The sequence below is a fragment of the Pseudomonas sp. G5(2012) genome, from assembly GCF_000408945.1.
Classification (GTDB): Bacteria; Pseudomonadota; Gammaproteobacteria; order Pseudomonadales; family Pseudomonadaceae; genus Aquipseudomonas; species Aquipseudomonas umsongensis.
On sequence record NZ_APIO01000194.1, the window covers coordinates 1 to 13,108 of the forward strand.

The 13,108-nt window shown below is 60.3% G+C and carries 13 protein-coding genes; 8 read left to right on the plus strand and 5 right to left on the minus strand.

The features are described from left to right. Window positions 1–251: 251 nt before the first annotated feature. The 3 genes from PG5_RS32315 to PG5_RS32325 form a co-directional block, all read right to left on the minus strand. Window positions 252–908 carry a dienelactone hydrolase family protein gene (locus PG5_RS32315; RefSeq protein WP_020801292.1) on the minus strand — a complete coding sequence of 219 codons (657 nt, stop codon included), beginning with the start codon at window positions 906–908 and terminating at the stop codon, window positions 252–254. Beyond that, on the minus strand, window positions 901–1,605 hold the full coding sequence (locus tag PG5_RS32320) for a phosphoribosyltransferase (RefSeq protein WP_020801293.1): 705 nt from the start codon (window positions 1,603–1,605) through the stop codon (window positions 901–903). The genes PG5_RS32315 and PG5_RS32320 overlap by 8 nt, the downstream gene beginning before the upstream one ends. A gap of 61 nt (window positions 1,606–1,666) precedes the next feature. Further along, window positions 1,667–2,557 (minus strand): universal stress protein, encoded by an 891-nt coding sequence (locus PG5_RS32325; RefSeq protein ID WP_020801294.1) that lies wholly within the window; start codon window positions 2,555–2,557, stop codon window positions 1,667–1,669. A gap of 84 nt (window positions 2,558–2,641) precedes the next feature. Here PG5_RS32325 and PG5_RS32330 point away from each other — a divergent pair, with 84 nt between their 5' ends. The 3 genes from PG5_RS32330 to PG5_RS32340 are packed head-to-tail and all read left to right on the plus strand — an operon-like array spanning window position 2,642 to window position 4,545. Beyond that, the gene (locus PG5_RS32330) at window positions 2,642–2,830 is read left to right on the plus strand and encodes a hypothetical protein (protein WP_033043768.1); all 189 of its coding nucleotides are present in this window, start codon (window positions 2,642–2,644) and stop codon (window positions 2,828–2,830) included. A gap of 39 nt (window positions 2,831–2,869) precedes the next feature. Beyond that, the gene (locus PG5_RS32335; RefSeq protein ID WP_020801296.1) at window positions 2,870–3,436 is read left to right on the plus strand and encodes a phosphoribosyltransferase family protein; all 567 of its coding nucleotides are present in this window, start codon (window positions 2,870–2,872) and stop codon (window positions 3,434–3,436) included. Between the two features lie 56 nt (window positions 3,437–3,492). Beyond that, a complete protein-coding gene (locus PG5_RS32340; RefSeq protein ID WP_020801297.1) occupies window positions 3,493–4,545 on the plus strand; it encodes a phosphotransferase in 1,053 nt (350 codons plus the stop codon). 19 nt (window positions 4,546–4,564) lie between these two features. Here the strand turns inward: PG5_RS32340 and groL are convergent, their stop codons facing one another. Both groL and PG5_RS32350 read right to left on the minus strand, forming a co-directional pair. After that, the gene (groL, locus tag PG5_RS32345) at window positions 4,565–6,181 is read right to left on the minus strand and encodes a chaperonin GroEL (protein ID WP_020801298.1); all 1,617 of its coding nucleotides are present in this window, start codon (window positions 6,179–6,181) and stop codon (window positions 4,565–4,567) included. Between the two features lie 169 nt (window positions 6,182–6,350). Continuing rightward, complete coding sequence (locus PG5_RS32350) at window positions 6,351–7,223, minus strand: DNA-binding protein (protein WP_020801299.1); 873 nt, start codon at window positions 7,221–7,223, stop codon at window positions 6,351–6,353. Between the two features lie 78 nt (window positions 7,224–7,301). Between PG5_RS32350 and PG5_RS32355 the strand changes: the two genes are divergently transcribed. The 5 genes from PG5_RS32355 to PG5_RS32375 all read left to right on the plus strand — a co-directional run bounded on the left by PG5_RS32355 (window position 7,302) and on the right by PG5_RS32375 (window position 13,027). After that, the gene (locus tag PG5_RS32355; protein ID WP_020801300.1) at window positions 7,302–8,393 is read left to right on the plus strand and encodes a site-specific integrase; all 1,092 of its coding nucleotides are present in this window, start codon (window positions 7,302–7,304) and stop codon (window positions 8,391–8,393) included. A 245-nt stretch (window positions 8,394–8,638) separates the two neighbouring features. Then, window positions 8,639–9,490, plus strand: coding sequence for a sugar phosphate isomerase/epimerase (locus PG5_RS32360; RefSeq protein WP_020801301.1), 852 nt, complete (start codon window positions 8,639–8,641; stop codon window positions 9,488–9,490). 14 nt (window positions 9,491–9,504) lie between these two features. Then, complete coding sequence (locus PG5_RS32365) at window positions 9,505–10,575, plus strand: isopenicillin N synthase family oxygenase (protein WP_020801302.1); 1,071 nt, start codon at window positions 9,505–9,507, stop codon at window positions 10,573–10,575. 46 nt (window positions 10,576–10,621) lie between these two features. Beyond that, complete coding sequence (locus tag PG5_RS32370) at window positions 10,622–11,416, plus strand: ABC transporter substrate-binding protein (protein ID WP_020801303.1); 795 nt, start codon at window positions 10,622–10,624, stop codon at window positions 11,414–11,416. Between the two features lie 63 nt (window positions 11,417–11,479). After that, window positions 11,480–13,027, plus strand: a complete 1,548-nt coding sequence (locus PG5_RS32375) for an amino acid ABC transporter permease/ATP-binding protein (RefSeq protein ID WP_020801304.1) — start codon at window positions 11,480–11,482, stop codon at window positions 13,025–13,027. Window positions 13,028–13,108 lie beyond the last annotated feature (81 nt).

The window sequence follows — 13,108 nt, forward strand, 5'->3', positions numbered from 1 at the left end:
GTGAAATGGGTTGTCGGAGTACATATCACTCGGTGCCTCGCACAGTGGTTAACGGGGCGCCCGCGATCAAAAGCAAAGCGAGGCGGCCTTAAAAGCCGACCTGCTTTTGGTGATGCCTGTGTTCCCCTGTAGGAGCGAGACTGTCGAATCGTCGCACCGTCGCGATGGACGTCAACGATGACGCGGGAAACCTGACTCCCCGTGGTGCTCTCAGGTTCTACGTCGGAACGCCGCCCGGAGCATACTCGTTCCTACAGGGGGGCATGCAGGTATTTTTCAAACCAGTCGCCAGCGAGCCTGGCGACTGCCTCCAGCGTGCCTGGCTCTTCAAAAAGATGCGTGGCGCGCTCCACGACTTCCAGCCGTTGCTCGCACCGCAGGGTCTGGCTGCTTTGACGATTCAAGCCCAACACCACCGGGTCCTGTGCACCGACAATCTGCAAGGTCGGCGCCTTGACCCGAGGCAGGGCCGGTCCAGCCAGATCGGTTCGCCCACCCCGACTGACCACTGCCCCTATCACTGGCGCACGCTCAGCGGCGGCCACCAGTGCTGCCGCCGCGCCGGTACTGGCGCCGAAGAGTCCGATGCGCAAAGCACGCAATTCGCGGTCACGCCCTACCCAGTCGATCACATCGATCAACCGCCTGGCCAGCAAAGGAATATTGAAGCGCAACTCCCCGCTGAGATTATCCAGGCGCTGCTCCGGTTCCGTTAGCAAGTCGAACAGCAGCGAAGCCAAGCCCCGATCGGCCAGGACATCGGCCACATATTGATTGCGCGGGCTCAAACGACCACTGCCGCTGCCGTGTACGAAGATGACCAGGGCGCGCGCGTTCGTCGGCAAACGCAAATCGGCGGACAATTCAACGCCCGGCAGGTCCAGGGATCGATATTTAGCTTCAAGCATCGCGATGTTCCATGTGGGAGGCGCCCGGCAATTCCCGCTGCCAGGCCCGTTGCATGAGATCGATGACCTCTTCGTCCGAGGTCTGGGAAAAATCCAGGTACCAGTAGCCGATCGACATCATCCACTCAGGGATGAGTGGGCAGATCACTTCGTCCACTTGCATGGACAAATCCTCGACCGTTTCCCGGGGCGCAACCGGTACCGCGACGACGATGCGCTCGGGCGCCTGCATGCGCACCGCATGGATCGCTGCCATCATTGAAGAACCTGTCGCCAGGCCGTCGTCGATCAGGATCACCACCTGGTCCTTGAGTTGCGGTGGCGGGCGGTTTCCCCGATACGCCTTTTCACGTCGCGACAGCTCCTGCGCTTCCCGGGCGACCACTGCCTCGAAACTGGCTCGATCGATCGGGTGCGCCCGCAGCGCGTCATCATTGAGGATTTGTACACCGCCGCTGGCAATGGCGCCCATGGCAAATTCCGGGTGCGAAGGCACACCGAGCTTGCGCACCAGCATCAGGTCCAGGCGCACATTCAGGGCGGTGGCGACTTCATAAGCCACCGGGACACCGCCACGGGGCAAGGCGAGAATGATCACATCAGGCCTGTTGGCATACTTGAGCAACGGTTCCACCAGGCGTCGACCGGCCTCGGCGCGATTGGGCAAGGTGGTTTGTAATGAAGGACTCTGGATCACGGCAACCTCCTGCGGCGCTGACGAATGACGTCTCGAAACCTGTGGCCCTGGCCGAACTGCGCTAAACGGCCAGGATGCTGCACGTCACCTGGTACAGGGTATGTTCGGTGGTGCTGCCCAATAGTTTGTCCAAGCCATGGGACTGGACCCTGCCCATCACAATCACGTCCATCTGTTGCTCATCGGCGAACGCATGCAGCACGGCCACAGGATGGCCCTCGATGAAATGTCGCCGGTCAGCCGGCACGCCATACCGGCCAGCCAGGTCGAGGAAGGTTTTTTCATGGCCCTTGCGCAACTGACTGTAGAGGTCCGCGAGCGTCAAGCCCCCGCCGCCCATATCGCCCAGGAACAGCGCAGAAGCGTCGCAGGCATACACCAGGTGCAATTCGGCCTGACACTGTATAGCCAGGCTGGACGCCTGGTGGATGATCCGCTGATTGAGCTCGTCGTCCTGTACCAGGGGATTGGAAACATCCACCGCTGCCACGACCTTGCGCGGCAAAGGGTGATCACCTTCGCCAGGCAGGTAGACCGGTATCGGGCAATGACGCAACAGACGCCAGTCCAGCGGGGTAAAAAACCCACGCTTGAGCGCCGGTTCCCGTTGTACCTGCTTGATCAACAGGTCGGGCTGCATTTCTGCGACGTAATCGAGAATGTCTTGCTGCAGGTCGTCGGCCCATTTCGCCTCGGCGGTCACTTCAAGACCCCTGTTGCGCAGATGATCGGCCTGGTATTTGAGCCAATTGCGCTGGTCTTGCAGATATTCTTCGCGAGCCTTTTCCCGGTCGCCTTCTTCGAGTAGCGACAACAGCTTCCAGGATGGAATCAAGGCGCCAATGTGCAGGCTGGCACCGCTGGCCTTGGCCAGGGCGGCTGCATGATCCATGGCTTTAGACTGGCGCAGGGCCGGGTTGATGATCAGCAATAACCGTTGATACTGGCTCATGATCGGACTCCACGAAGCTTGCTTTTATGTCGCTGCCCGCCACCACCCATTGCTGTGTTCGTCGGTGGCTCGGGCACCTGTGTCATGGATTCAGAATCCTCCGTCGAGGCGACCTTGGCGTTGATTTATATCAAGTGCCTGCGCAAGCAAGTGACTCACACCAGGCCGCTGCCGCCCATGCGCGTCACCCGACGGTCGAACCGGCCGACGTTTGATTTGATCACGATTGATCAATATCAATCGCGCCAGGGCCAACCGGGCTACATTGACTGAAAACGCACGTGCCCCATGGCTCACAGGCAGGAGAAGGCAATGACGATCCTATTGGCAAGTCAGCGGTTGCGCCTGTATGAGCGCAACGAACTCGATGACGTGCTGCAGACGATGGCGCGCCAGGCCGCCAGCCTGCTGCCACCGGCGCACGCCGCCCTGATTGGAATCAAGCGCCGCGGTGAGCCCTTGGCTCAACGATTGCGCCAGCACATTGCGCACCAGACCGGCCAACCGGAACTTCCTCTTTACCCACTTGAGGTCAAGCGCTATGCCGACGACCTGCAAGTGCTGCATCCGTTCACGCAATTGACCGAAAATCCGCTGCTGGCCAAACTGGACCTCGCCAACACCACGTTGCTGGTGGTTGATGATGTGTTGTTCGAAGGCCATTCGCTGCTGCGTACCTGCGCCTATCTGGCACAACTGGGAGCTCGCCGGGTCTACACCGCTGTATTGGTCGACCGGCACATCTGCCGGCAGCCAATCCGGGCCGACATTGTCGGTGTGCATCTGCAAGTTGCCGCCGCTGACGTCGTCGAGTGCAACGTACCGCCGTTTGAGCAGGACTTTTGCATAGAGGTCGTGCGCCACGGCGCCGCCCGCTGACGGGAAGACGGCAAGCGCTGGCGGGCCTCAGGACGGCTGGAGATGAGGAGGCCGGGATGAGCAACGAACAAGACGAAGTGATTGCCTTTCTCTCCAGACCATCCGCCTACGATACGTCCAACCAGCCTGTGGAGCGAATCGAGACCCATGGTTCGGTGATTTTCCTGCATGCCGACCGTGCCTATAAACTCAAGCGTGCAGTGGCGTTTGCCGAACTGGACTTCCTCAGCCTGCAAAGCCGGAAAAAAGCCTGCCGGGCAGAGCTGTGGCTCAACCGACGAACAGCGCCGACGCTGTATTTGCGCGTGAGTTCGATAAACCGCCAGGCCGATGGCCAATTAGTGCTCGACGGCCAGGGACCCGCTGTGGACTGGCTGGTGGTGATGCGCCGCTTTGCTCAGGATGGCCTGTTTGACCGCATGGCCGTCCAGGGGCATCTGACCGAACCGATGATGCAGCAGCTAGGCATCGAGATCGCCCGCTTTCATGCCTGCGCCCGGATCACTCCGTCCTTCGGGCGCATCCCGGACCTGTATCAAGAGATCGAGAAAAACTATCGGGAAATGTCCCGCTACTGCGCTTTTCTCGACAGCGCGCAAGTCATCTCGATTGCCCATGCCTCCAGGAAGCTGCTGGCATCTTTGACAGCCTGCCTCGAAGAGCGACGCAGTCAGGGCCGCGTACGCCGCTGCCATGGCGATTTGCGCCTGGCCAACATCTGCCTGTTCGACGGGCAGCCGACCCTGTTCGACGGCATCGAGTTCAGTGAACGGATCGCCTGCATTGACGTGCTGTACGATCTGGCATTCGTGCTGATGGACCTGCAACACCACGGCCTCAACACGCTCGGTGCAGGTCTTTTGACCACTTACATCAACCACTGCACCTGGAAAGAAGACTGCGAACCCTTGGCGCTGTTCCTTTCCCTGCGTGCCGCTACACGCTGTTTCTCCTTCGCAGGTGCAGCGCAACGTCATGCCGACCCAACCACGCGCCATGAGAAAAGACAAAAATCCATCTTGCTGATGCAGCAGGCGCTCGGTTATTTGCACGGCGAAAATCCGCTTCTCAATCACCTGGCGTTAACCGAGACAGCCGCCTATACCTGAGCGCCCCAAGCCGGCCTGCTCATTCAGGAAAAGGCGGCTGGACGGGTGATTCCTTTTCCGGAATATCAGTGATGGTCGCCTCCGTCAGCAACAGAATGCTGGCCACCGATACGGCATTTTCGAGGGCAATGCGCACCACTTTGGTCGGATCGATAATGCCGGCTTCGTACATGTCCACGTAACAGTTGGCGGACGCATCGAAACCGACGTTGCCGGGTTCTGCTAGCATGCGCGCAACCACCACGCCCGCGTCCACCGCCGAGTTTTCCGCGATGAGCCTGGCCGGGGCTTCCAGGGCCCGGCGAAGGATTTGCAGACCGGTCCTGACATCCCCCTCACAACGGGCTTCTTCGGCCGCGATCAGCGGGACCGCCTTGAGCAGGGCCAGCCCGCCCCCTGGCACAGTGCCTTCAGCAATCGCCGCGCGCGTCGCCGAGATGGCGTCATCCAGCGCATCCTTGCGTGCCTTCATTTCCGCCTCCGAAGGCGCCCCGACCCGGATCACTGCCACTCCACCAGACAGCCTGGCCAGTCGTTCCTGGAGTTTTTCCCGGTCGTAATCGCTGGTGGTGTGCTCCATTTGCGTGCGAATCTGTTGCAACCGCGCTTCAATCGCCTCCTTCGTACCTGCCCCACCAATCAATGCCGTGCTGTCCTTTTGCACCACCACGCGGTGCGCCCGCCCGAGCTGGCCCAATTCAACTTGCTCCAGCGTGATGCCCAAATCGTTGGAAACCACCGTTGCTCCTGTCAGCACAGCCATGTCCTGAAGCATTTCCTTGCGCCGATCACCAAAACCGGGCGCCTTGATGGCCACGGCTCGCAGGATGCCGCGTATCTGGTTGACCACCAGGGTGGTCAACGCCTCACCTTCGATGTCATCGGCGATCAAGACCAGCGGTTGACCACTTTTGGCAACAAGCTCGAGCAAGGGCAGCAGGTCCTTGAGCGCGCCTATCTTGTGGTCGCAGAGCAGCAAGTAGGCGTCATCGAGTTCAACCTGCATTTTCTCGGCATCGGTGACGAAATACGGCGAGACATAACCGCGGTCAAAACGCATCCCTTCCATCACCTCAACCACTGTTTCGGTGGTCTTGGACTCTTCGACGCTGACCACACCTTCAACGCCGACTTTCTCCAGTGCATCCGCCACCAACTGACCGATGACAGCATCGTTATGCGCAGACAGCGTGGCGACCTGGGCCTTTTCCTTGGGCGTACTGACGGGCCGCGCCTGGGCGACAAGTGAATCCACCACCAACGTCAAGCCGCGATCCAGGCCACGCTTGAGGTCGATCGCGCTGGCACCCGCGACAACGTTGCGAATGCCATCGGCCAGGATGGCGTGGGCCAGCACCGTCGAGGTACTGGTGCCATCCCCTACTGCCTCGCCTGTGCGCTCGGCGGCCTGGCGCAGCATTTGCGCGCCCAGGTTTTCCTCGGGGTCTTGCAGGTCAACGCGCTTGGCAATCGTCACACCGTCGTTGCAGACCGTGGGATTGCCCCATTTATTCTGGATCAACACCGATTTTGATTTCGGGCCCAGTGTCACGCGCACGGCGTCCGCCAACTGCGTGGCACCACTGAGGATTTTCTCGCGGGCTGCAGCACGAAAGTCAATTTTACTGTGGGCCATCTGGGTGCACTCCTCGCCATTTGCATCACACATGCATTGAGGAATGCTCATATGGCGTCGCCCGTGTGATGTTGATCTTTATCAACAAAATCACCGGGTCAGCCCGCCCGGCAACCAGGGATAAAGCTAATCGGTGACAGCCCCTGTCGACAGGCGCTCGTAACCCTCCTCAGGAAACGGTCTTCGGCGCAGCGGCCTTTCGTGTCCTTGGCTTGCGCTTTATCGCGGGTGGCTGACGTACTTGGGCCAGTTGCTGCTCCAGTGTCTCGGCACGCGCGTGCTGTGCTGCGGCCCGTTGCTGGGTTTGGCTGAGTTCGGTTTGAATGGACTCCACCCGCCGCTGCAACTGCTCGATCTGCCGCCCGGCCTCCTTGAAGTGGGCCGTCACGGCTTTGACCTCCTCCCGGGCGCGGTCGACCTCGCGGTGAGCACGATCCTCCACATTGCGTACGTAGCTCTCCTGGGCAACGCGCTCCTGCTCGGCCTTGAGCCGCAGCGCCTGCAGATCCTGTTGCAATGCCTGATTTTGTTGCTGGACATCACCGCGCTCACGCAGCAGAGCTTCGCGCTGTTGCTGCAGGTCCTCGATCTGCGTCTGACGTTGCGCCAGCAGCAACTCGAGGTCGGCCAGTCGTGTCTCGACGGCCTGGCGTCCCGCCATGGCCTGCGTCGCCTGCTGACGAAACCGCGCCGCATCCTGCCGCGCCTGCTCCTCTATGGTGGCGACACGTTCGCGTTCGGCAGCTATCACCTGCCGTTGTTCGTCCAGCGCCTGTTCGGCCACACCCTGTGCCAGGTGAATCGCCTGCTGCCACACCGCTACAAAAGCCTGCGACACCTCGCCCGGCAGTGTCGGCAGTCGAGTCTCGCCGCTCAGCCGCTCGGACAGGCGCGTCCACCATTGATCGAGCAAACCACCCACCCGCGCCGGACTGCCACGGCCCAACTCCAACCGTACGCGCTCCACCGTCGGTCGCTCGCCACGGGCCAACACCGCGTCCGCCGCAGCAAACACCTCGTTTTCCGGCACCCCTACTGCCATGGCCCACCTCCGGGTATATTAGGTCTGATAATGGATTGTTATCCGACGTTATATTTCGATTATTGGAATTATCATACGTTGAACGTATTAAATGTTACAGATCAATTACCCTTGCTCGACGAAACCCCGCTAAACCCGCATTCCCTGGCGATCAACGCCCAGGAAGCGGCGGCGGCGTTTCTTGCTGCCGGCACCGCAGCCAATACCGTGCGCAGCTATCGCAGCGCCCTGACCTATTGGTCGGCCTGGCTGCAGTTGCGTTACGGCCTGGCATTGGGCGATGCACCGCTGCCGACCACGGTGGCGGTTCAGTTTGTTGTCGATCATTTGGCACGCCCCCTGGCCGATGGCGGTTGGGCGCACCTGTTGCCGGCCAGCATCGACGCGGCGCTGGTCGAGGCGCGAGTCAAAAGCAAACCCGGAGCGCTGGCCTACAACACGGTCAGTCACCGCCTGGCCGTGCTCGGCAAATGGCACCGGATCAAGGGTTGGGACAGTCCCACGCAAGCGCCGGCGTTGAAGACCCTGCTGCGTGAAGCGCGCAAGGCCCAGTCGCGCCAGGGCGTGGCGGTACGCAAGAAAACCGCGATCGTGCTGGAACCCTTGCAGGCACTGCTCGCCACCTGCACCGATGGCGTGCGCGGCATTCGCGACCGCGCCCTGCTCCTGCTCGCCTGGAGCGGTGGCGGGCGGCGCCGCTCGGAAGTGGTGGGCCTGCAAGTGGGCGATGTGCGCCAACTGGATGCCGACACCTGGCTGTACGCCCTGGGCGCGACCAAGACCGACACCGGTGGCGTGCGCCGTGACAAGCCGCTGCGCGGCCCGGCGGCGCAGGCGCTGACGGCTTGGATGAAGGCTGCGCCGGCGCACGAGGGCCCGCTGTTTCGGCGGATGTATAAAGGCGGCAAGGTCGGGACTGCGGGTTTGTCGGCCGATCAGGTGGCACGCATTGTCCAGCGCCGAGCGAAGTTGGCGGGCCTTGAGGGTGATTGGGCAGCGCACAGCCTGCGCTCTGGGTTTGTCACCGAGGCCGGTCGCCAGGGTGTACCGCTCGGCGAAGTCATGGCCATGACCGAACACCGCAGCGTGACCACGGTGATGGGTTACTTCCAGGCGGGCTCACTGCTGAACAGCCGGGCCACATCACTACTGGACGAAGATGAGTCATAACCGCAGGGCCAAAAGTTGCGCCCTGCGTAGCTTGGGACTCTTCAAAATGATGCCGTAACAGTGGCACCTCTCGGTAATCCCTAACGTAGACGCCTGCTCGCCTGTTGAATACCCCTCGAAAGGCACGATAAGTAGCCAGCTATTTGTTGATAAAAGTCTGAAGTGTTGATTTGAGTTTTCCGATTCTTTGACGCCCCCAGCTATGCCTAACATCGGCTCCCAAGCGTACTCGCCGAGGATCACCGATGAAGCTGGAAATTTTCCGCACGTTGTGGGGCTACACCGCCAGCAAGGCCCAGGCGCTTGAAGAGCTGCTGCACGCAGGCTTTGACGGGATGGAAGCACGCCTGCCACTGGATGCACGTGAAAGGGCTGAGTTCAAAGCCTTTCTGCAGGCCAATCGCCTGGGCTACATCAGCACGATCTTCACCGCCTACGATGTACTGCCGGACCAGTCGGCGTCCCCTGCCCTTCATCTCCAAGACCTCGACCGCAAACTTTCCTGGGCCGCCGAACTCGGCCCGCGTTTTGTCAACGTGCTGGCAGGCAATGATCGCTGGGCCTTGCCGCAACAAGTGGAGTTCTTCGGTCAGGCACTGGAATTGGCGCGCAAGCACGGCCAGGTCTGCAGTTTTGAAACCCACCGCTCGCGGTCGCTGTTCAACCCTTGGGTAACCCTGGAGTTGATTCGGCAACTGCCCGACTTGTTGTTCACCAGTGACATCAGCCATTGGGTCGTGACCTGCGAGCGCCTGTTGAATGATCCGGCCGATGACCTGAGCGCTTTCGTCGAGCGGGTTCACCATATCCAGGCCCGGGTAGGCTATGACCAGGGCCCACAGGTTCCGCACCCGGCAGCCCCTGAATATGCCAAGGAACTGGCTTTCCATCAGCAGCACTGGGAAAGCATCTGGCGCTCGCAGCAAGCCCGCGGTTACCAGGTCAGCACCCTGACCCCGGAATTCGGCGCCGACGGCTACTTGCATCATTTGCCCTTCACTAATGTCCCGGTGGCCGATCTGTGGTCATTGAACGTGTGGATGGGCCAGACCGAGCGCGAACACTTCGAGCGTTTCTACCACTCAAGCCATCCTTAGGGAGCCGACGCGTCATGCCTGACAATAAAAATAAAAGCCTCAGCACTGACACACACAAAGCCAACTTCAACAGCATCCCGGTGGTCAACATCGCCGGCTTGTTCAGTTTTGAACTGGAACACCGCCTGGCCGTGGCCGAACAATTGGGGCGCGCCGCCAGCGATGTCGGGTTTCTCTATATCACCGATCACGGCATCGACCCGCAGCTGATCGCCAACCTGCGCAAGGCGGCCAAGGACTTTTTCGACCAGCCCTTCGACACCAAGATGCAGCACTACATCGGCACTTCGCAAACCCACAAGGGTTTTGTACCCGAAGGCGAAGAGGTCTATTCCAAAGGCAAGCCGGACCACAAGGAAGCCTTCGACGTCGGCTTCGAAGTCCCGGCCGATGACCCGCTGGTGCTGGCCAATACGCCGCTGCTGGGACCTAACGACTGGCCGCAGCTGCCAGGTTTCAAGGCGGCGGTGCAAGCCTACTATGAAGCGATCTTCACCTTGGGCCGGCGCCTGTTCGCAGGCTTTGCCCTGACCTTGGGCCTGGAAGAAAACTATTTCGACAGCCTGGTCACCCGTCCGCCGTCAAAACTGCGCCTGATCCACTACCCGTTCGACGGAGCCGCCCATGACGCACCGGGACTTGGCGCCCATACTGATTACGAGTGCTTCACCATTCTCCTGGCCGACAAACCGGGCCTTGAAGTGATGAATAACCTCGGACAATGGATCGATGCACCACCGATTGCCGATGCCTTTGTGGTCAACATCGGCGACATGCTGGAAGTGATGACCGCAGGCGCATTCATTGCCACGGCGCACCGGGTGCGCAGTGTGAAAGAGGAGCGTTACTCCTTCCCGCTGTTCTATGCCTGCGACTATCACACCCAGATCAAACCGCTGCCAGGATTCGCCCAGGCTGGCAACGACTACGAAGAGATCACGATCGGCGAACACATGTATGGCCAGGCGCTGCAGACCTATCAGTATCTGCGCCAGAGAGTGGCCAACGGGGACGTTCAACTGCCAGGCAAGGCACGCAAGCCCGCCAGTTTCGGACATCTGAAAAATCAGACTCAAACGTCCTGATTGAAGTTTTCAGCTTCACCCCCTACCTACGCCGGAGTCAGTAAGAATGAAAAACAATAAGAAAACCGTGTTGGGCCTGGCTGTAATGGCAGCCGCAATGTTCGGTGCCTCGGTGAGCATGGCCGCGACAGACACGTTCAAGGTCGGCATGGAAATCACCTACCCGCCCTTCGAGTCCTATGACAAGGACAAAAACGTGGTGGGCTCCGATCCCGAGCTGGCGGCGGCACTGGCCAGGCACATGAACGCCAAGGCAGAGTTCGTCGACACCAAGTTCCCCAGCCTGATCCTTGGCCTGAACTCCGGCAAGTACGACGCGATCATTTCCGGCATGTACATCACGCCGGAGCGCCAGACCCAGGCCCAGACCATTGCGTATGCCAACACCGGTGCCGCGGTCATGGTGCCCAAGGGCAGCGAAATCAATGCGAAGAAGCCTGAAGACCTGTGCGGACTGAAACTGGGCCTGGAACAGGGCACGACCTGGGTCAAGGAATTCAGGAAGCTGTCCGATGAGTACTGCGTGCCCAACAACAAAGGCGCAATCACCGTCAGCGAGTATCCCTCGGCACCCGAAGTGACCCAGGCCCTGTTGTCCAAAAACATCCAGGCCCAGGTCGAAATCGCCGGTGCGGCAAAAATGATCGCGGAAAAGACCAATGGCCGGGTCGTGATCACCACTGAGCACCCGATCTATCAACAAACCCTGGGCATTTTCGTCAAGAAAGGTAACGACGAAACCTTCCAGGCCGTGCAAAAGGCTTTCGAGGAAACCAAAAAGAGCGGTGAGTACGCCGCTATCCTCAAGAAATATGGCCTGGAAGAACCGACCTCAAACTAAAAACCTGTCCTTGTAGTCTGGTCATCTGCCGCCTCTGCTAGGGGCGGCAGATCGAGGTGCCCCATGCAATTCGATTGGTCGTATTTCTTCTCCCTGTTCTCCCTGCCAGACTTCTGGAATGCCTGCGTCACGGTGGTCCAGCTCAGTGCCCTGGCCTGGTTCATCGGCATGCTGCTGGGTTTTGTCCTGGCCACGGCCAAGCTGTCCCACTCGCCTTTTTTGCGCATTCCCGCAGCAGTCTATATCTGGTTCTTCCGCAGCATCCCGCTGCTGGTGCTGGTGGTCTTCGTCTACAACTTGCCGCAATTGTTTCCCGGCAGCGGGCCGATCCTGTCCAACCCCTTCTATTCCGGCTTGCTGGCCCTGGTGGTCACGGAAGCGGCGTACATGGCGGAAATCCACCGCGGTGGACTGATCTCCGTGGCCAAGGGGCAAAAGGAGGCCGGGCGCGCGCTGGGTATCGGCCTGTTCGGCATGCAGCGCTTGATCGTGATCCCCCAGGCGTTCCGTATCTCGCTGCCGACCCTGATCAATGAATACATCACAGTGGTCAAGCTTACGTCACTGGTCTCGGTCATCTCCCTGACCGAGATCCTCACGGTCGGCCAACGCCTCTATGCCACCAACTTCCTGGTCATGGAAACCCTGGCGGCGGTCGGCGTGTACTACGTGTTGATCGTCACCGTGTTCGGCTTTTTCCTGCAGCGCCTGGAGCGCTACCTGGACCTTAACTTCCGCAAGCCGCACACCCTCGATGACGCCGCCGTGGCCAAGTTCAAGGCCTGCGCCGAAGCCTTGCCCGACAGTGCGCGCAAGGCAGCCGGCAACAACGCGACGCCTATCCTGCAATTGAAGAACATCCAGAAGAGCTACGGCACGCACAAAGTGCTGCTGGGTATCGACCTGAGTGTCGACTACGGCCAGGTGGTCTCGATCATCGGGCCATCCGGCTCCGGCAAGACGTCGCTGATCCGCACGGTCAATGGCCTGGAAAGCATCGATAGCGGCGATATCCTGTTGTTCGGCGAAACATTCATCGAAGCCTCGGACAAACCCAACAGCGCCCGCCTGCGCAAAGGCGTGCGGCACATCGGCATGGTGTTCCAGAACTTCAACCTGTTTCCGCACCGCACCATTCTCGACAACGTCACCCTGGCACCGCGTTACCACGGCCAGCCGGGCGAGCTGAGTGAACATCGTGCGTATGCGCTGCTGGACAAGGTCGGCCTGCTGGCCCATGCCCACAAGTACCCGCACCAGCTCTCCGGCGGACAGCAACAACGTGTGGCGATCGCCCGGGCCCTGGCCATGGAGCCGCAGATCATGCTGTTCGACGAGCCGACCTCAGCCCTCGACCCTGAACTGGTCAACGACGTGCTGAACGTGATCCGCGACCTGGCCAGGGAAGGCATGACCATGCTGATCGTGACCCACGAAATGGACTTTGCCATGTCGATCTCCGACCGGGTGATCTTCATGGAAAACGGTAATATCCAACTCGATGCTGCACCTGAAACCATCCTGTGCGATGCCCAAGGAGAGAGGGTGCGGCGCTTCATGGGGATTGCGGCACGATCGCCAAGACCGTCTGCAACGGTGGATCTTGCATGAATAGACAGCCCCTTTCTTGTAATGCTGTTCACTTTAGGTTGGGGCGCGGCGGGTTTGGATTGGGTGTATATCCATTCCTGC